The following is an 18,423-nucleotide window of genomic DNA, read 5'->3' as shown; positions in this document are numbered from 1 at the left end:
ATTTTTTAACTGACAACTATGATCTCGATCACAAATAAGTGTGAGATTGAGTTTGATGCGCTGTATTGCTCAATATGTAATGTTCAAAGAAGATATGAGAATTAATCTAACTTTAAAAACTCGATGAGTAACTTATACCATTTTTCAAAAGTAATAAGAGACTTGCTAGGTTGGGTAGAACGATAGTGAAACCCAACAAAATCTTTTAATCGTTGGGTTTCGTGCCTCAACCCAACCTACTAGCGCGTCTAAGCTAAAATACTGGGTTCATTTAAGTAGGGTGGGCAATGCCCACCCTACCGACTACTTCTATGCTGATGATCCAAGCATTTGCCAAACAAATTGATCGAGAGCAAGGAGGCGCTATTACTCTTTGTGTTTCAAGCCAAGCTGTTAATTAATTCTAAGCAGAGACTAGAGAGTAAAAACTGGGTAGCCACGATCGCCAATATGGTAATAGCAATGGAAGGATAGCCACGTTTCCAGTTAAGTTGGAAATCCTCAAGTAACAAGCTGGCGAGTAGTATTGTTGAGATGGGGATAAAAATCGCCCCTAGTAAACCAAAAAATGGCAATAAGGCAATAATTAGCTGCACTACACCTAAGATTAGCCCTACTAAATAGATGGTGTGGGTGTGCTGAATTTTCAAACCAAGATTTAACCGAGAGGCGATCGCAGTTCCCAAGGCGGCAAAGATGGTAAATAAACCCAAATTAATCGGCTGAGTAAATATGCCCAAGGAAAGATAATTAGACTGTCCCGTCTGTTTTTGATATTGTTCTATGGGCCAGTTGAGTGGAATTAGATCGGCAACTATTTTTCTGGGCGATCGCTGGTTATTTCCAGTAGTATAAACACATCCGACTCTAATATTTTTTGACTGTTTAGCGTTTTTTTGCTGGGCTTGAACTACATAAATATGAGGGAAAATCTTTTCGCCATGGCTAGAGATGACGGGAGTAACTTCTGGAGCAATCTGCCTAACATCTGCTTTGAGGTTGGCGTATCTGGCACAGCCATAGTTGGCGACAGCTTCGGTTACTTTGGTTAGGGGAAAAAGAGTTTTTGGTGCTTGAGCGATCGCTTTTTGACCAGCTAAATCAACCGCTAAACGGCAGTATTCAGGAGAACCAATTGTAGTGCGACAAAGAGCAGGAATGTGTGTTGATTTGATTACAGTCTGAGAGTTGTGATTAATGATTCCCAGCAGGATAAAAATTATCGTCACCAAAATCCAGATTCCAGGTAAGATTAGCTGTTTAACTATGGGGGAACGCTGAAATTTTGTTCGATCTAGATTTATGATCGATGACGGCGGAGAATCATCGTCAACAGGGACAAAACTAGATTCTGTAGCGCGATTAGCTGGTTTAATCTCGATCTGGGGGCTAGTTTGAGCTGAGATGGTCTTAAATTCTGCTAGAGTTACCGTCGGATTGAAGCAGTAGCAACTGAACCAAAGAGCAAATAGACTTCGTTCCTCATCTTCAAGAGCGCTAATCTGTTCTAACCAATTTTGAATGGTGGGTGAGATTTCTTGTCCTCGATCGATCACACTCGCTCGAAAATAGCTCTCCAATATTGGTAATAGCTGCTGTCGATCGCTATTAGCTAGATAATGAAAAAATTTCACTAACCGCATTACTTTTTTACTGGGGGCAACTTTTTCCCCTGTCAGCAACTCTTGGTTACTGATCAAGCAGTATTGAGCTAAATTATTGTTGGCAGTTAAATTAGCAGCTTCTGTAGTGTGGTTTAAATAGTCAGAAAAATTGATCTCCGCTTCTTTTAAAGGACGACCATGAATTAAACCCCGATCCTGTAGCAATCCAGTATCACCATTACTATTACTATTTGCTTCAGCAAAGCTAACAACATCAGTAACTTGAGTTTTCTGGCTCACATCCTGCTCTAATAATCCTGCATCTCCTGTAGTACCGCTAGTCGCCAAATCAAAGTTGCCCAGATCTTCAAGATCGAGTTCTGATTCTAGATGCTCCAAATTATCTGTGTTGCCAGTCGTATCTTCAATTTTGTCTTGGTCGTGGCTGGGTATTGCCATAAAAACTTGCCAGTTTGGTTCAACTTGACCCAAAGGACGACCATATAACCAAAAGCTGTTAATCTGATCCAAAGCCAAAGATGCGATCGCAGCAGTAACGTTGTCGGTTAAAAGCGAGTAGTTAAGCTGATAATCTTGTCTATGATTGACGTAAATATGGAGTTGCTCGTCTTGAACAATTACTTGAAACTTGATATTTTTATTGCCACAAGCAGCTTTTAAAGCTTTAATAATCAATTGTTCCATGATATCCAACCCATAAGACAGCATTATTGAGCCTATGATTCCCCAAAATGCTGGTTAATTGACATGAGTTAGTTAAAATAACGGTTAAATATTCCTATTGCGATCAGTTCAGACTTTAAATCCAGTATTCATGCCGAGCAAGAAAAACCTATTACCGACAGAAATTATTCTTACCCCTGCTCGTCAATGTATTGGCAGACTCAATCTCGATCGTCGTCTTCAGCCAGGCAACTATCTAGACTTTGCAGGTAAAACCTATGCCATTTTAGAACGTCACCACTTCTATCAATACCGAGTTGGTGGCTACCGCTTTGATAAAGCAACCCTTCATGTTCAAGAATCTCAAAGACCCGAAGAAACTACTCAAATAGGCGATCGCTATATTATTGGGAACGCTAACTGTCGCTTTAATGCGCGCTCAGAAATTATCCGCTGTGCCGTCAATCCCGAAGGCCCTTGTCAAGGTTGTCACTATTTTGAATCAGTCGAGGCATGAACTACTACGCCCTACCTTGATAGGGGTTATGACAAATATGCTATGATCCTTTAGGTGTACATGCTCAAAAATTTCGTCTTCCTCTAGAAGGAGACTAGCAGCAAAAGCGTTACTAGCTCCTCGCTCGCTATTTTCCATCAAAGAACAGAATGAGTATTGAATCAAACAGCGTACCCGTTCCAACGGTCGATTTAACCAATTGCGATCGCGAACCCATCAGTATTCCTGGCGCGATTCAGCCCCACGGAGTTTTGCTAGTTCTCCATGACACATTAGAAACATTAGAAATTGTTCAGGTCAGCAGCAATACCTTGGCGTTGCTAGGGCATCAACCGCAAGACTTGTTGGGACGACCACTATCAGATCTATTCGACTCCAAACAAATCGCTACTATTGGGCAATGCTTGGCTGGAGACTTTGAGAATGTCAATCCGCTAAATCTTTCAATTAAGGGTGAAAAAAAATCACTTCAATTTGAGGGAATTTTGCATCGGCGGGATGGGTTGATACTATTGGAACTCGAACCGAAAAAGACTCAGAGGAAAGTAGATTTTTTCGATTTCTATCAACAGGTTAGGGGAACGATCTCAAAAATTCAAAAGCCTACTACCCTACCGCAAATGTGTCAGGAGATCGTCAGCGAAGTGCGTCGAATTACTGGATTCGAGCGCGTTATGGTCTATCAATTTGATCAGGAGGGCGCGGGAAAAGTTATTGCTGAAGATACAGACCTGGAAACCTCTTATTTAGGCTTGCATTATCCTTCAAGCGATGTCCCAAAACAAGCTCGACATCTCTACACCCTCAACTGGCTGCGGCTCATTCCCGATGTCGATTACCAGCCTATAGCCGTGATTCCTGAGAACAATCCTCTAACTAAACAACCGCTCGATTTAAGTTTATCTGTGTTGAGGAGCGTTTCGCCACTTCATCTAGAATATTTGCAAAATATGGGCGTAGCTGCTACGTTATGCATCTCTTTAGTACAAGACCAAAAACTTTGGGGCTTAATTGCCTGTCATCATTCATCTCCCAAGTATGTTCCTTACGTCGTACGAACCGCTTGTGAGTTTATCGGACAGGTGATGTCGCTGGAGTTGGTAAATAAAGAAGCCAGAATTGACTTGGACTACAAAATACAATTAAAGTCCTTACAAACAAAATTTGTCGAATCTCTATCGCAAGCAGAATATTTCCTAGACGGACTGGTACAGATGGATTCGCAACTACTGAAGTTAGTCAGTGCAACTGGAGCAATGGTGTGCAGTGGCGATCGCTATATGGGTATTGGTGAAACCCCTGCCAGCGAGGATTTTCCTGCTCTACTAAATTGGATTAAACCGCAGATGCAGCATAATTTATTCCAGACGCGATCGCTTTCGACGGTTTATCCCGCAGCCAAGTCCTACAAAGAATCTGCCAGCGGGGTATTAGCTTTAGAAATTTCTCCAATTCACCGCAATTACATCCTTTGGTTTCGTCCAGAAGTAATGCAAACCGTTAACTGGGGTGGCAATCCCCATAAGCCCGTAGAAGTCGCGGATGACGGCAGCCAGCGCTTGTCTCCACGCAAATCCTTTGCTTTGTGGCAAGAAACGGTACAGGGCCATTCCCTACCCTGGAAACCCTGCGAAATCGAAGCGGTTGCTGAACTACGAAGCCTACTAGTAGGGATTGTGCTGCGACAGGCGGATGAACTAGCAGCAAAAAATGTCGAACTCCAGCGTAGTAATGAAGAATTAGATTCCTTTGCCTATATTGCCTCTCACGATCTCAAGGAACCATTGCGAGGTATTCACAACTATGCCAACTTTTTACTCGAAGATTACGTCGATGTATTAGCAGAAGATGGTGTAGCCAAACTACAAACTTTGGTGCGCTTGACTCAGCGCATGGAGGATTTAATCAATTCTCTATTGCATTTCTCGCGCTTGGGACGAGCAGAACTAAGACGACGGCCAGTCGATCTAAATGACTCCGTGCAAAATGCGATCGCTACTTTGACTATTTCCCGACCTCAAAACCCAATCGATTTTCACATACCTCAATCTTTGCCCATAATTAATTGCGATCGCGCTCAGATCGACGAGCTATTTACCAACCTGATCGGTAACGCGATCAAGTATAATGACAAGCCCCAGAAGTCGATTGAAATTGGCTTTTTGCCCAGAAATGAGGAGACAAGAGAAGATTCAGCCACTGGTGTCTTTTATATTCGTGACAATGGCATTGGCATTCCCCAAGAACATCAGGAAAAGATTTTTCAGATTTTCCGACGCTTACATGGCAGGGATGAATATGGTGGTGGCAATGGGGCAGGCTTAACCATCTCGCGCAAAATTGTGGAACGGCACGGGGGGAGAATTTGGCTGGAATCCACCCCTGGAGTGGGTAGTACCTTCTACTTCACTCTAGCTAGTGAGGAGATTACATGAGCGATGTTTTAAATGCTGTCAACAAAACGTCATCTTTGTTGATCGTCGAAGACAGCGACGAAGATTTTGAAACACTGCAACGGTTTCTACGCAGTTCTCAATTGGGTATTCCTATTTATCGTTGTCATAATGGCGATCGGGCATTGGAATTTCTCTTACGGACTGGTCAATATGCCAATCCTGAGCTTGCCCCACGTCCCAACCTGATTCTACTCGATCTAAACCTACCAGGAACGGACGGACGGCAAGTATTGTATCAAATCAAACAAAATGATAATCTAAAATCAATTCCAGTCGTCGTTTTTACCACCTCCAGCAATCCTAAAGATGTTGACATTTGCTATCAGTACGGAGTCAATAGCTACATTGTCAAACCAATAGATTTTGCTAAGTTAAAGCGAAGTATCCAGACAATTGTGGATTATTGGTTTGAAGTAAACATTCTGCCAAATTACGAACAGAAGCTATTATGAGTAAGCCAGAACGTACAGTCCTAATTGTCGATGATTCAGCAGAAGACCGAGAACTCTATCGACGTTACCTGTTACGCGATCGAGAGTACTCCTACATAATCTTAGAAGCAGAACTAGGACGACAGGGGTTAGAACTATGGCAACAGAAGCAGCCAGATGTTGTCTTGCTCGACTACCGCTTACCAGATCTTGACGGTCTGGAATTTCTCGCTAAATTACAAACACAGCAGCCTTTTTTACCTATCTTGGTGGTGACAGGACAAGGAAATGAAGCGATCGCTGTACAGGCGATCAAAGCTGGCGCTCAAGATTATTTAGTCAAGGGACAGATTTCCCCAGAGAGCTTACAAGTAGCAGTAAATGGCGCAATTGAAGCAGTGCAGTTACGCAGCCAATTGCAACAGCGCATCGAGGGAGAACGATTAATCGGCGAGATCACTCAGCAAATCTACCAATCGCTGAATCTGGAGCAGATTTTTCAGACTACCGTAGATACAGTACGGCAGTTTCTCCATACCGATCGCGTCGTTGTTTTTCAGTTGCAGCCCGATGGTAATGGTGTAGTGGTTGCCGAATCGGTAAGCAAGAAGTGGCAATCGCTCAAATCCTCAAGTTTTTATGACCCTTGCTTGGCTGACAATAATCTTCGGCGCGAGCGACCCGCAGTGTTAAATTGCGATCCCCATTTCAACGAGAACTACGTCGAAATCTATCGTCAGAGTTGGGTGAGAGCAAAATCTGATATTTACGATGGTAGCATCGATCCTTGTCATGTCGAACTGCTGGCTCAGTTCCAAGTCAGAGCTAATCTAGTTATCCCGATTATGCACGCAGACCAATTTTGGGGACTACTGATTGCCCATCACTGCTCTGAGCCTAGAGTTTGGCAAACTCTAGAAATTGAATTACTCCAGCAGTTAACAACCCACGTCAGCATTGCTTTGCAACAGGCACAGTTATATCAGCAAGTACAATCAAGTGAAGAGCTGAAACGTCGGATGTTAGAAAGCAGTAGCGACTGCATCAAACTTCTAGATCTAGATGGACGGCTCTTATATATGAACGCTGGTGGTATGTGTCTGATGGAAATCGATAATCTAGATGACTATCTCCAGCAAAAATGGTCTTGTTTCTGGTCAGATGAAATACAGCCAGAAATGGAAAAAGCGATCGCTCTAACTAAAGCAGGAAAATTGAGCAGATTCCAAGGCTATTGTGCAACTGCTAAAGGAACACCAAAATTTTGGGATGTAATCATTTCACCAGTTCTCAATGCTACAGGACAAGTAGTACAACTGCTAGCAGTTTCGCGGGATATCAGCCAAAGCCAACAGACAGAACTAGATTTGCGAGAAAGCGAGGAACGCTTTCGTACCCTAGCAGATAATATGTCACAGTTTGCCTGGATGACAGATGCAAGTGGCGGGATCTTTTGGTATAACCAACGCTGGTTCGATTACACTGGAACTACTTTGGCAGAAATGCAGGGGTGGGGATGGCAGAAGGTACATCATCCCGAACACGTCGAGCGAGTCGTCAAGTATTTTCGTCATTTTATTGAAATAGGCGAGCCATGGGAAGATACCTTCCCCATACGAGGTCAAGATGGCAAATATCGTTGGTTTCTCTCCCGTGCTATTCCCATTCGGAACGAGCAAGGAGAAATTGTGCGTTGGTTTGGCACCAATACGGATATTGAAAAACTCAGACAGACAGAATTAGATTTGCGAGAAAGCGAGGAACGCTATCGGTGTTTAATCGAATCAATCCCTCAATTGGTCTGGACAGCAAGTCAAGAAGGTACAATCTTAAACGTCAATCAACGGTGGTTAGATTTCACTGGTTTAAGCCTCGAACAAATACAAACTTTAGGTTGGCAAACAGTTGTCCATCCAGAAGATGCGCCACATCTTAATCAGCAATGGGCATTAGCCATACAAAGCAATAATGCATACTATCAAGCTGAAGGTCGAATGCGACGCTCAGATGGAAAATACCGTTGGCATTTACATCAAGCAATCGCGCAAAAAAATGAGCAAGGTCAAGTGGTTAAATGGTTTGGTACAGCAACAGATATTGAAGCTCAAAAACAACTAGAAATAGAACGAGATCGCGCTCTGGAGTGGGAAAAAGCAGCTCGTGGGGAAGCTGAACGAGCCAACCGCATTAAAGATGAGTTCCTGGCGATTGTCTCCCATGAATTGCGATCGCCCCTCAATCCGATCTTGGGTTGGTCGCAACTGTTGCAAACTCAAAATTTTGACCAATCGCGAATGGCTCAAGGGTTAGAAATTATCGAACGTAACGCCAAGTTACAGTCTCAATTGATTGACGATCTGCTTGATGTTGCCAAAATTTTACGCGGGAAACTGAACTTGAACACCACTCCCCTTAATCTTGTACTCGCAATTCAGTCAGCGCTTGAAGCTGTTAAAACAGCCGCAGTTGCTAAATCGATTTCTCTTAACCTTGTTTTACCAAATATTGGGCAAATAGCTGGTGACGTTACGCGACTTCAGCAAATTATTTGGAACTTGCTTTCTAATGCGATCAAGTTCACTCCAGCTGGTGGACAAGTAGACATTTGCTTAGAACAGATAGACAATTTGGCACAAATTACGGTTAGTGATACGGGCAAAGGTATTAACTCTGACTTCTTACCCCATATATTTGAGTACTTTCGCCAACAAGATGCCTCGATTACCCGCAACCATGGTGGATTAGGATTGGGTTTGGCGATCGTCTATCATTTGGTTGAAGCTCACGGTGGCACAATTTCAGCCCAGAGTGATGGTGAAGGATTGGGTGCTACCTTTACGGTTAGATTGCCATTAATCAACCTTGAACCAGAGATAGAGCAAAACAATAATTTATCAAATCGAGAATTAGATCTAACTGGGATTCAAGTTCTTTGTGTAGACGATCAACTAGATGCCCGTGAATTACTCGATGTGTTGCTCACTCAGTATGGCGCAAAAGTTATGACTGTCGCCTCTGCCACTGAAGCTTTAAAGGTTCTCGAATCATTTCCAGCCGATATTTTGGTCAGCGATATTGGTATGCCAGAAACAAATGGCTATAGCCTAATCGAACAGATACGTTCTCTACCGTCAGAACAGGGAGGGCAGATTCCAGCGATCGCCTTAACTGCCTACGCGGGAGAAACAGATCGAGAACGAGCTTTAAGCTGTGGCTTTCAAGAGCATCTTCCCAAACCCGTTGATGCAAACCAATTAATCCAAACTATGTTAACCCTGGTGAGAAATCAATCAGGTGTTGTCAGCTAAACAAGATAGAAATTATCTTCATCTTTTTAGTACTACCTATATGCGAAGCGGTATGCTAAAGCCCTAAAGGACTAACTTCGTGTCGCATTTGCGGAGCTTATCCTTTAGGACTAGCTACGCGTCGTCCTTTAGGACTACCTACTACCTGCTATCTACTCCTTCGAGCCGATAACTCTAATTGTCTATCGCTGTGGCGGCTTTTGAGTATGAAGATTCACACTCAAAACGCGCCACTAATTTTGTACGGCTATATTTCCCAACTCCATCGTTGAAATTCTCTGTAAATCCCGTCTTATAAAGCTTTCAGTAAATATATAAGATGCAAAAAAGGATTGTATATCATGCGCTATTAACATAGGCATAAATATTTTGTCGCATAATATACAATTCATCTCAAGGAATCTTCATAATCTTAGGATCAACAGTAAATCAGCAGAACACTATAGGATAACTGTTTTTTAGTTTATTCAAAACTCTCTACTAGCAAAAATTTAGATTTATGACTACTGAAGCCGATCCCAAAATAAAACTTAACAAAGTAGAAAAAGTCAAAGCCGAGAAGGATGGTTTAGACGTTAAGCGTGAGTTAGAACATTTTGCTCAAATAGGCTGGGAAGCGGTAGATAAAACCGATTTAGAAACTCGTCTTAAGTGGTTGGGAATTTTCTATCGGCCAGTGACTCCAGGGAAATTTATGCTGAGAATGCGACTTGCCAATGGTGTAGTCAATAGTGAACAGATGCGTGTCTTAGCTAATGCGATCGAACGTTATGGCGATCAGGGGACAGCAGATATTACTACTCGTCAAAACATTCAACTGCGAGGCATTCACCTCGAAGATATTCCTGAAATTTTCACTAAATTCAAACAGGTAGGCTTAACCAGTATTCAGTCGGGAATGGACAATGTGCGCAATTTAACTGGTTCTCCTGTAGCAGGCATCGATCCTGATGAATTGATTGATACTAGAGAAATGAATCAAAAAGTTCAGGACATGATTACTAACAATGGTGAAGGTAACTATTCCTTTAGTAATTTACCGCGCAAATTTAATATTGCGATCGAAGGGGCGAGAGATAATTCAATTCATGCAGAATTAAACGATCTTGCCTTTATTCCCGCTTATCGAGATGGAGTGCTTGGTTTTAATGTCTTGGTAGGCGGCTATTTATCGGCTCAACGCTGCGCCGAATCAATTCCTTTAGGGGTCTGGGTTCCTGCTGATGATGAAACTGTAGTAGACTTTTCTCGCGCTGTTCTCACTGTCTACAATAAATTTGGTGGTGCAGCAGGATTAAGAGCGAGTCGCCCCAAAGCTCGTTTGATGTGGTTAATTGAAACTTGGGGGGTCGAGAAATTCCGTCAGTTATTAGAACAAGAGTTGGGTGAAACTTTGGCTGATGCTGCTCCAAAAGATGAAATCACTCAAGATAAGAAAGACCATTTGGGAGTACATCCCCAAAAACAAGCTGGGTATAACTATATTGGTATACATGTTCCCATGGGGCGTTTATCAGCCGAACCGATGTTTGAACTGGCTAGATTAGCAGAAGTGTATGGCAACGGTGAAATTCGGTTGACGGTAGAACAAAATGCAATTATTCCCCATGTTGCAGATGAGAATGTCGAAACATTTCTTAGTGAACCACTATTAAAAGAGTTCTCAATTAATCCCAGTACCCTGACTCGCTCAGTCATATCTTGTACAGGTGCGCGCTACTGTAATTTTGCCTTGATTGAAACAAAACAAAGAGCCTTACAGCTAGCTCAAGAACTCGATCGCGAATTAGATATTCCCCAGCGTGTTCGTTTGCATTGGACAGGATGCCCTAACTCCTGTGGACAACCACAAGCTGGTGATATTGGTTTAATGGGAACAAAAGTCCGTCAAGATGGCAAGGCAATAGAAGGAGCAAAAATTTATGCTGGAGGAAAAGTTGGTCAAGGGGCTGAATTAGGAACCATTGTCAATCAAGGTGTGGCGATAGATGATCTCAAAGCTACTTTAAGAACATTGTTGATGGAAAAGTTTAACGCTAAGTTAAAAGATGGTGTCGTAATTGAAGCGCCTCAACCTGTGGTCGAAGTTCCTCAAAAGATCGCTTCAGAACCAACAAGCCCCATTGGCACCAAAGTATTTTTTGCTAATTCTTGGAAAGAATCTAGCTGTATTGAAAGTGAATACGTTCTCGATGCAGCCGAAAAAGCAGCAATTGAAATTGAGAGCAGCTGTCGCGCTGGCACTTGTGGCACTTGTACCGCCAAAGTATTGAAGGGGGAAGTAACCTATGATTCAGATTACGATGCCTTAAATGGTTTAGAACCAGGAGAAATTTTAACCTGTTGCGCTAAACCCGTTAGCTCAATTGTGGTAGATGCTTAACGCTTTGTAAGGGGAACTACTGTTCGCTCCCCCGACAAAGTTTAAATTGGAACATGACTCTATTGATATTGTTCCAGAAACTCTAAAGCTCGATTACGTAAATCATAATACTCTTGTGACTTAAGAATTGCCTTGCGATCGCGAGGGTGGGGAAAAGGTACTTTAAGAATCTCGCCAATCTTAGCTTCAGGGCCATTAGTCATCAAAATAATGCGATCGGACATATAAATTGCCTCGTCTACATCATGGGTAATCATCATTACTGCTTGGCGATGATTTTCCCAGATATCTAACACCTGTGCTTGGAGCTTTCTTTTAGTTAAAGCATCCAATGCGCCAAAAGGTTCGTCCATCAGTAGCATTTTGGGACGAGTAATCAAAGCCCGAGCAATTCCTACCCTTTGTTTCATCCCTCCAGAAATTTCATCGGGGTATTTATCTGCGGCTTCGATTAAATTGACCATTTCTAAATGCTCGTTGATCGAATCTATTTTTTCGGCACGAGTAGCTTTTTTATATACTTCATCTACCGCTAATTTAATATTTTCCCTAACTGTCAGCCAAGGCAAAAGAGCATAATTTTGAAAAACCATCATTCTTTCTGCGCCTGGTTTACGAATTTCTTTACCTTCTAGGGTAATTGTCCCTGCAGTTGCTTTATCTAAACCAGCGATAATTCTGAGCATGGTTGATTTTCCGCAACCCGAGTGACCAATTACCGAAATATACTCCTCTGCCCCAATAGTTAAATCAATACCGTCGATAACTACCGTTTTTCCACCATCAGGTTTAGGAAAGGCTTTAACCAAATTTTCGATGACCAAAAAATCATCTTGACTGCGATCGACCATAGTATTGCTTTTATTAGTGATAGTAGAACTGAACATTGGTAACTCCTGTAAAAACTAAAGTACTCGGAATATTGGTGCTAAACAAGACCTAAGACATAAAAAATGAGCGGGGTGCATTTGCCCGAATTTTAAAACTGTCGAGATAAGCGACTGGATCGCTCGGGTCAAAAGCTCTATTGTCAATAAATGCCTCGGCGGACTCAACCTTAAAATCTTCTGTCGGACACTTAATACCCATTTCATCAGCGATTTCGCGGTATAAGTCAGTACGCCAAGCTGTCCGCGCGATTTTGTCGGCATTTTTAGGAAACTCCTTAATTTGTTGCCAACGTGTAGCTTGAGTCATTAACCACAGATTTTGTGATTGCCACAAAAAAGTGGAATGATCGTTAGGAACATCGGAAACTTCGGCAGGTAAATCGTAGAAAATAGTAGTGGCTATATCATCAACAATTCGTTTTTGATCGTCAAAACCGCCATAGTTGTAATCTCCCACAATTCCTGCACTAGTTATATTTGGCTTGGCTCCCGTAAAGGATTTTTCCGAGACAATTTGAGCTACTTCGGCGCGATTTTCTGGTTTGCTACAATATTGACAAGCTTCAATCATTGCTTTAACTAAAGAGCGATATGTTTTAGGATTCTCGTTAATAAAAGATTCCATTACCGCCAAAACGCGATCGGGATGTCCACGCCAAATTTCTCTTCCTTGGGCAAAAGTAAAGCCAATACTTTCATAGCCAAGCTCTTTATCACCAGAAATTGCTCTGGTATTCCAAGGTTCTGCCACCATGTAAGCCTGCATTGCCCCAATCCGCATATTAGTCACCATCTGAGGTGGGGGAGTAATCATAATGCGAAATGCTTCATCAGGATTTAATCCAGTAGCAGAGATTAGATAACGAACAAAGTATTCATAAATGGCCGAACTTAAAACTACTGCTAAAGAACGCTTTTCTGGCGGAGCATTACGGAAATAACCATCAAAATCCTTGCCGAACTGTTCTAAATTTCCGTTATAGTCTTTCCAAGGACGAATACCAGCATCCCAAAGCTCTCTACTCATGGTCATGGCATTACCATGACGGTGAATAGTCATGGCAGCACACAAAGGAGCGTGACGCGCACCTTCTGCCCCAGCTCTGGCGTTCATAACTGCCCCAGAAACTACGGGAGAAGCATCTAAACGACCAAAGATGACCCCATCGCGAGAGTTTGCCCAACTGGCTTCGCGACTTAAAGTGACATTTAAACCATACTTGCGAAAAAAACCTTTCTCCCACGCTACGGCAAAGGGAGCAGAATCATTAACAGGTACATAACCGATAGTTAGATTGGGCTTTTCTAAACTTTCTGGTTTAACAATTGGTTCTACTGCTAAGGCTTCTTCTGTTAGAATTTTAGGTGCTTTACTACCACTTATCGCACAACTTGATAAAGCGATCGCCGACGCACTCGTCCCTAAACCTTGCAAGAAGGTTCGGCGTTTTATTTTCCTATTCATTTACTAATACTCCAGGTTATTTCTTAACTAATTTGTTAATTAGGAACGAGCAGGACGATGAGTTACCCAGGTTTGGATCAATCCCAAAATATAGTCAAGGATTAAACCAGTGATACCAATCACAAATACAGCCAAAAATACAGAACTAAGATTAAGACGACTCCATTCATCCCAAACAAAGAAGCCAATTCCAATTCCGCCTGTCAACATTTCTACCGCCACAATTACCAACCAGGCAATCCCTAAACTAATCCGCAACCCAGTAAAAATATAGGGTAAACTGGCAGGCAAAATAATTTTGACAATTCTTTTCCAGGCTGGCATTTCCAGCATTTGCGCCACGTCTTGATAGTCTTTGGGGACGCTAGATACTCCCAAAGCTGTATTGATAATAGTTGACCAAAGAGAAGTAATAAAAATAACGAAAATAGCTGAAGGATCGGCAACATTAAAAATAGCTAGAGCAATAGGTAACCAAGCCAAGGGAGAAACAGGCTTAAGAACTTGAATTAAAGGATTGATCGCCAGCATCGCAGGTCTAGACATTCCAATCAAAAATCCGACGGGGATAGCTACCGCAGCCCCAATTAGAAACCCAATGACTACCCGCCGTAAACTAGCTATCAGCAACCAACCCAAACCTAAATCCCCAGGCCCTCGACGATAAAAGGGATGAAAAATATAGTCTAAATTTTCCATTAGTGCCTGTGGTGGAGTGGGCATTAGTTCAGGGCGAAATAGAGCGATCGTCCACCAAACTGCAATTAACCCAGCAAAACCTGCTAATGGTAACAAAAATGTGTCTCTAATAATTATTGGTTTTGCCTTTTTCCAGGCAACTTGCCCAGCTACGGCAAATGTAGATAAATTCATACAATAATCCTTGATTGATATTTGTTTTGTTGGAATTAAGATTGCTAAAACTTTGGCTAACTTTGGCTAAAAAAAAGCAGTCAGCGATAAATTTACTGGCTGTTTTAAAGTATCAACTTAAGATTGTTCTATTGACATCCTTCTAGGGTAATAATTTCGTCCAATCATCTATTAATTAGGGAATTTATCTAGATTATTGAAGGAGTATTAAAGCATTGTTAAAAAGAAAATCGAGTATGACGATCTCCTTGCCAAACTTGCCATTGTTCAAACAAATCTTCAACTGTTGATGTCATCGAACTATAGGTAAAAAGTTCAACTCTAAGAGTTGTTAAATAATAACTGTCACTAATTTTTTGATACCCGTAATCTATTATTTTGCCAATGTTACCTGTTTTTTGATGTTTAACGATATCCCCGATTTTAAGCATAGACATAGGCTTATTTTCTCTATTATTAATTAATGGTTGCTATCTAATTAATTTCTAATTAAAAACCTGCATCGGTTTTAGTTAGAGACCATAATCGAAAACATTAACTTTGATTTAAGCTGCAAGACGAGCTGGTGAAGATTGTTGCTGCCAAAACTTTTCGGAATCCTGCTGCCTGGAAAACCACTCTTTGCTCATATCCTCCACAACTGGCTTGGGTGAAAAATTTTTTAAAAGTCGAACCTTAATCGTTAAAAAATCAACATTTTCAAATGTTTGATATCCATAACCGATTACCTTGCCAACTTTTCCCATTTTTTTGTGTTGAACAACTTGATTAAGATTAAACATGAAGGTACATCTCCTTTGTGACTAGTGATGCTACTGCGATCGCCATCAGGAAAATTAAAAAAGTTAAGTTCCCACGTAGCAACCTCAGTAACTGAATGTAGAGAGCAGTTAGTAACCAAGGATACTGATGAGAGCAATTTTTGCTAAAATTCTTTCTCTTCAATCTCCTCTCAATGCCGACGAGGTTAGCTGACGGGCTAGGACTGAGAGATGTCCTTCACTACATAAACCGTAGTAATAAGCCCCAAAAACGGTTCCCCCGCTCCTTTGTTTTGCTGGTTTGATCCAGCATTACTTCCAGACTAGGCTGACTGAACTCTGATATTTAATTATTCCACATCATAAACTATTCAAACCAATTTGACAAGTTCTTTGAGTAAGATAAGACTTTCAAAAATTCCTGTTGCTTTTTTTTGTCTTCAATTTCAGGTTGAACAATAAAACCGCCCAGTGTATTAAGACCAGGCGGTTTTTTCATTTCATTCTATCTTGACTTAGGATTAAGGCTTACATTCCTGAGCCAACACCAGCATAAGAGCCGTAGAAGAAGATACCGACAACGGTAATTGCACCCATGCCAGCTACCGTAGCAACAATCCATAAGGGAATTCTTCCTTCTGCAAACATTTTTCTTAATCCTCTTGCTATTTAAAGTTTAAATTGACGAAAACAGAGTTTTTTTAGTTAAAGAAGTAACTAGAAAATAAAATACCTAGTACAGCAATTAAAAGTAATCCTAAATAAAGAGAAGTACGATTTAGCTCTACTGGCTGTCTATTACTATTTTGATTTTTTTCCATGATTAATCTTAGCTCCTATCTTTGGATAAATTGCATCGAAGCGATCGCACCCAAAAAGAAGACAGTGGGTACTGCTAAAGTGTGAATTGCTAACCATCTAACGGTGAAGATGGGGTACGAAATGGGTTGATTAGGACTATTACCTGTCATTTTGATTACCTCTGATTGTGTCAATTGCTTCTTACGAAGTTTACTTATCCGAAGGTGTATCCTTTAGGACAACGGGGAGAACCCCGCAACGTACGGCGGCTTTTGAGTAAGAATACTCTTTCTCAAAACGCGCCTTAACTTCGCGCTGTTTACTGATTAAATTCTTTGATTTGCTGTTTAGCATCAAAGCGATCGCTAATTACAGGAATCTCGATTCGTTCTTGAGTAAAATACTCGTCAGGACGAGGAGTGCCGAATGCATCGTAAGCTAGCCCAGTACTGACAAATAACCACCCAGCTACAAATAGCATGGGAATAGTAACGCTATGGATTACCCAGTAGCGAACACTCGTAATAATATCAGAAAATGGACGTTCACCAGTATCGCCTGCCATGTTTTGTCTCTCCTTAAATTAAATGTTTTAAAGCTCTGTATACATAATACGAAACAAGGGTAACTGCCAACAACTAAGATTAGTAATTAAGCAGCAGCACCAGCTTCGGGGACATATTTTAATAGTGTTCCTCGTTCACCCAAAACAAAACCTTTTTCGGGGGAAAGAAATACTACTTTATAAAAGTTAGATGGAGCATCTTCCACATCACGGTCTTTAGACCAACTTTTACCACCATCGGGGCTAACTAATAGATTAGCACTTCCTCCTGCCAACCAGATCTCTTCAGGGGTACGATAAGCCACATCTAAAAAGCCCCAGCTTGAAGAAAACTCGGGATAAATAGGTTCTCCCCATTCATCATAATTGTCTGTATCGCTAAACTGCACCTGTCCACCACGAGCCAATAACCACAAACTACCGTCTTGGTTAAAGCCCATGTTTTGTAAACGGCGAGATGAAGTACGTTGGTGGGGTGTCCATTCGGTTGCGCCTGGCTCCCAAGTAGAAAAGAAATTTCCTTTGGCAGAAACAGCTACATATCTACCATCATCAGAACGATGAATACTTCTTGCTACCCCAACCGATCCTTCGACTAGAGCTTTCCAATTTTTACCGCCGTCTTCAGTTTTATAAATTGCACCAAGATTCGTCACCATTTCTGCGGTAGACTTGCCCAAAGCAACAATGTCTAAAGGCGAACCAGGAAGTTTAGAACTTAAAGGAATACGCGCCCAACTATCGCCACCATCTTCAGTATGCAGCAAAATAGATGGTTGACCTGCAATCCACCCCTCATCACCATCAAAACTAATTGCTTCTAACGTAACTTTTTCATCACCTAAATCTAAAGATTGCTGTGTCCAGGTTTCTCCGCCATCAGTAGTTTCAAACAAGGATGCTTGTGTTCCGACTAACCAGCCACGATCCGAATTACTGGTAAAAGCAATATCCGAAAAAATCGCTTCAGAAGGAAGAGTCAGAGTTTTCCAGGGATTAGTAATGGTGGAAGGAACTCGACTACAGCTAATACAAAATATACAGACAGCAAATATAACAGCTATTTGCTTTAATTTTTTAATCAATGAACTCATAAACGTTTTTGTGACTGGTTGAGGCAAATAAAAGCAATGTCTGACTATCGATCAACAGCTAGCTTGATTATTCATGACTAAATTGTTACTACTAGTGCAAACCGTACAGACTAAGGAAAAACAGAAAGCCTATCCCTAGCGCACCAAAAATCAGAATGTTTTTCTGGGAAGGAGTTAGACGATTGATTCCTAAACCATAATCCAAGTTTTCAGCAAAGCCTGATGGTGCGCCTTGTGCGCCAATATTGACAAACTGAGTTTTACGAACACCACAGACAGGACAACGCCAGTCTGGAGATAGCTCGGTAAAGAGAGTTCCCGCAGGAACTTTTCCCTGACTGTCTCCCTTCGATGGTACGTAAACATAACCACAAGAGCGACATTCATAACTCGAGGGAGCTTGTTCCGCCAAAGTTTTCTCTTTGGCTGGAGTCTTTTCTGGGAGGGGTGTCTCTTCTGGTACTAATTGTTCGTCTTTTTGTTCTTCTTTAGCTGGCTCATTCATTGCTTTATGTTAAGCAAATATTAAAATATTTTTCTTTTATGAATTATCGCACAAAAAGACGGGGGTGAAGAGACAAGATTAGAGGC

Annotated in this window: 17 protein-coding genes; 5 read left to right on the top strand and 12 right to left on the bottom strand. The window is 41.6% G+C overall.

The genetic code is table 11. From position 1 onward, the window contains the following. Positions 1-380 precede the first annotated feature (380 nt). A complete protein-coding gene (locus tag KME09_20380; protein ID MBW4536298.1) occupies positions 381-2,309 on the bottom strand; it encodes a hypothetical protein in 1,929 nt (642 codons plus the stop codon). A gap of 130 nt (positions 2,310-2,439) precedes the next feature. Here KME09_20380 and KME09_20375 point away from each other — a divergent pair, with 130 nt between their 5' ends. The 5 genes from KME09_20375 to KME09_20355 all read left to right on the top strand — a co-directional run bounded on the left by KME09_20375 (position 2,440) and on the right by KME09_20355 (position 11,383). Further along, positions 2,440-2,805, top strand: a complete 366-nt coding sequence (locus KME09_20375; GenBank protein ID MBW4536297.1) for a hypothetical protein — start codon at positions 2,440-2,442, stop codon at positions 2,803-2,805. Positions 2,806-2,954: 149 nt separating this feature from the next. Beyond that, a complete protein-coding gene (locus KME09_20370; GenBank protein MBW4536296.1) occupies positions 2,955-5,240 on the top strand; it encodes a GAF domain-containing protein in 2,286 nt (761 codons plus the stop codon). Further along, a complete protein-coding gene (locus KME09_20365) occupies positions 5,237-5,713 on the top strand; it encodes a response regulator (GenBank protein ID MBW4536295.1) in 477 nt (158 codons plus the stop codon). Before KME09_20370 ends, KME09_20365 begins: the two co-directional genes overlap by 4 nt. Further along, entirely contained in the window at positions 5,710-9,000 is a 3,291-nt protein-coding gene (locus tag KME09_20360; protein ID MBW4536294.1) for a response regulator, read from the top strand. Before KME09_20365 ends, KME09_20360 begins: the two co-directional genes overlap by 4 nt. 499 nt (positions 9,001-9,499) lie before the next feature. Continuing rightward, positions 9,500-11,383 (top strand): ferredoxin--nitrite reductase, encoded by a 1,884-nt coding sequence (locus KME09_20355; GenBank protein ID MBW4536293.1) that lies wholly within the window; start codon positions 9,500-9,502, stop codon positions 11,381-11,383. Between the two features lie 59 nt (positions 11,384-11,442). On the opposite strand, the gene KME09_20350 is transcribed toward KME09_20355, so the two are convergent. The 11 genes from KME09_20350 to KME09_20300 form a co-directional block, all read right to left on the bottom strand. Further along, complete coding sequence (locus KME09_20350) at positions 11,443-12,270, bottom strand: ABC transporter ATP-binding protein (GenBank protein MBW4536292.1); 828 nt, start codon at positions 12,268-12,270, stop codon at positions 11,443-11,445. A gap of 52 nt (positions 12,271-12,322) precedes the next feature. After that, positions 12,323-13,738: an ABC transporter substrate-binding protein gene (locus tag KME09_20345; protein MBW4536291.1), complete on the bottom strand. Its 1,416-nt coding sequence runs from the start codon at positions 13,736-13,738 to the stop codon at positions 12,323-12,325. A gap of 39 nt (positions 13,739-13,777) precedes the next feature. Continuing rightward, positions 13,778-14,611: a nitrate ABC transporter permease gene (ntrB, locus tag KME09_20340; GenBank protein ID MBW4536290.1), complete on the bottom strand. Its 834-nt coding sequence runs from the start codon at positions 14,609-14,611 to the stop codon at positions 13,778-13,780. A 218-nt stretch (positions 14,612-14,829) separates the two neighbouring features. Further along, positions 14,830-15,048 carry a hypothetical protein gene (locus tag KME09_20335; protein MBW4536289.1) on the bottom strand — a complete coding sequence of 73 codons (219 nt, stop codon included), beginning with the start codon at positions 15,046-15,048 and terminating at the stop codon, positions 14,830-14,832. Positions 15,049-15,156: 108 nt separating this feature from the next. Beyond that, on the bottom strand, positions 15,157-15,393 hold the full coding sequence (locus KME09_20330) for a hypothetical protein (GenBank protein MBW4536288.1): 237 nt from the start codon (positions 15,391-15,393) through the stop codon (positions 15,157-15,159). 507 nt (positions 15,394-15,900) lie between these two features. Then, a complete protein-coding gene (locus tag KME09_20325; GenBank protein ID MBW4536287.1) occupies positions 15,901-16,020 on the bottom strand; it encodes a photosystem II reaction center protein J in 120 nt (39 codons plus the stop codon). Positions 16,021-16,073: 53 nt separating this feature from the next. Further along, positions 16,074-16,193, bottom strand: coding sequence for a photosystem II reaction center protein L (locus KME09_20320; protein ID MBW4536286.1), 120 nt, complete (start codon positions 16,191-16,193; stop codon positions 16,074-16,076). Between the two features lie 15 nt (positions 16,194-16,208). Continuing rightward, complete coding sequence (gene psbF, locus KME09_20315; protein MBW4536285.1) at positions 16,209-16,343, bottom strand: cytochrome b559 subunit beta; 135 nt, start codon at positions 16,341-16,343, stop codon at positions 16,209-16,211. A gap of 149 nt (positions 16,344-16,492) precedes the next feature. Beyond that, a complete protein-coding gene (gene psbE, locus KME09_20310) occupies positions 16,493-16,738 on the bottom strand; it encodes a cytochrome b559 subunit alpha (GenBank protein MBW4536284.1) in 246 nt (81 codons plus the stop codon). An 86-nt stretch (positions 16,739-16,824) separates the two neighbouring features. Further along, positions 16,825-17,832, bottom strand: a complete 1,008-nt coding sequence (locus tag KME09_20305; GenBank protein MBW4536283.1) for a photosynthesis system II assembly factor Ycf48 — start codon at positions 17,830-17,832, stop codon at positions 16,825-16,827. 91 nt (positions 17,833-17,923) lie between these two features. Then, entirely contained in the window at positions 17,924-18,337 is a 414-nt protein-coding gene (locus KME09_20300) for a rubredoxin (protein ID MBW4536282.1), read from the bottom strand. Between the last annotated feature and the right edge of the window lie 86 nt (positions 18,338-18,423).

The organism is Pleurocapsa minor HA4230-MV1 (assembly GCA_019359095.1).
In the GTDB taxonomy this organism is placed as follows: Bacteria; Cyanobacteriota; Cyanobacteriia; order Cyanobacteriales; family Xenococcaceae; genus Waterburya; species Waterburya minor.
This window is presented reverse-complemented; position numbering and strand designations above follow the sequence as displayed.

What these genes read in the sequence shown, in the direction of transcription:
- psbE (MBW4536284.1), bottom strand. Translation starts at nt 16,738, where the DNA reads ATGGCAGGCGATACTGGTGAACGTCCATTTTCTGATATTATTACGAGT.
- KME09_20375 (MBW4536297.1), top strand. Translation starts at nt 2,440, where the DNA reads ATGCCGAGCAAGAAAAACCTATTACCGACAGAAATTATTCTTACCCCT.
- KME09_20325 (MBW4536287.1), bottom strand. Translation starts at nt 16,020, where the DNA reads ATGTTTGCAGAAGGAAGAATTCCCTTATGGATTGTTGCTACGGTAGCT.
- KME09_20345 (MBW4536291.1), bottom strand. Translation starts at nt 13,738, where the DNA reads ATGAATAGGAAAATAAAACGCCGAACCTTCTTGCAAGGTTTAGGGACG.
- KME09_20350 (MBW4536292.1), bottom strand. Translation starts at nt 12,270, where the DNA reads ATGTTCAGTTCTACTATCACTAATAAAAGCAATACTATGGTCGATCGC.
- KME09_20320 (MBW4536286.1), bottom strand. Translation starts at nt 16,193, where the DNA reads ATGGAAAAAAATCAAAATAGTAATAGACAGCCAGTAGAGCTAAATCGT.
- KME09_20360 (MBW4536294.1), top strand. Translation starts at nt 5,710, where the DNA reads ATGAGTAAGCCAGAACGTACAGTCCTAATTGTCGATGATTCAGCAGAA.
- KME09_20300 (MBW4536282.1), bottom strand. Translation starts at nt 18,337, where the DNA reads ATGAATGAGCCAGCTAAAGAAGAACAAAAAGACGAACAATTAGTACCA.
- KME09_20380 (MBW4536298.1), bottom strand. Translation starts at nt 2,309, where the DNA reads ATGGAACAATTGATTATTAAAGCTTTAAAAGCTGCTTGTGGCAATAAA.
- KME09_20365 (MBW4536295.1), top strand. Translation starts at nt 5,237, where the DNA reads ATGAGCGATGTTTTAAATGCTGTCAACAAAACGTCATCTTTGTTGATC.
- KME09_20335 (MBW4536289.1), bottom strand. Translation starts at nt 15,048, where the DNA reads ATGTCTATGCTTAAAATCGGGGATATCGTTAAACATCAAAAAACAGGT.
- KME09_20305 (MBW4536283.1), bottom strand. Translation starts at nt 17,832, where the DNA reads ATGAGTTCATTGATTAAAAAATTAAAGCAAATAGCTGTTATATTTGCT.
- psbF (MBW4536285.1), bottom strand. Translation starts at nt 16,343, where the DNA reads ATGACAGGTAATAGTCCTAATCAACCCATTTCGTACCCCATCTTCACC.
- KME09_20370 (MBW4536296.1), top strand. Translation starts at nt 2,955, where the DNA reads ATGAGTATTGAATCAAACAGCGTACCCGTTCCAACGGTCGATTTAACC.
- ntrB (MBW4536290.1), bottom strand. Translation starts at nt 14,611, where the DNA reads ATGAATTTATCTACATTTGCCGTAGCTGGGCAAGTTGCCTGGAAAAAG.
- KME09_20330 (MBW4536288.1), bottom strand. Translation starts at nt 15,393, where the DNA reads ATGTTTAATCTTAATCAAGTTGTTCAACACAAAAAAATGGGAAAAGTT.
- KME09_20355 (MBW4536293.1), top strand. Translation starts at nt 9,500, where the DNA reads ATGACTACTGAAGCCGATCCCAAAATAAAACTTAACAAAGTAGAAAAA.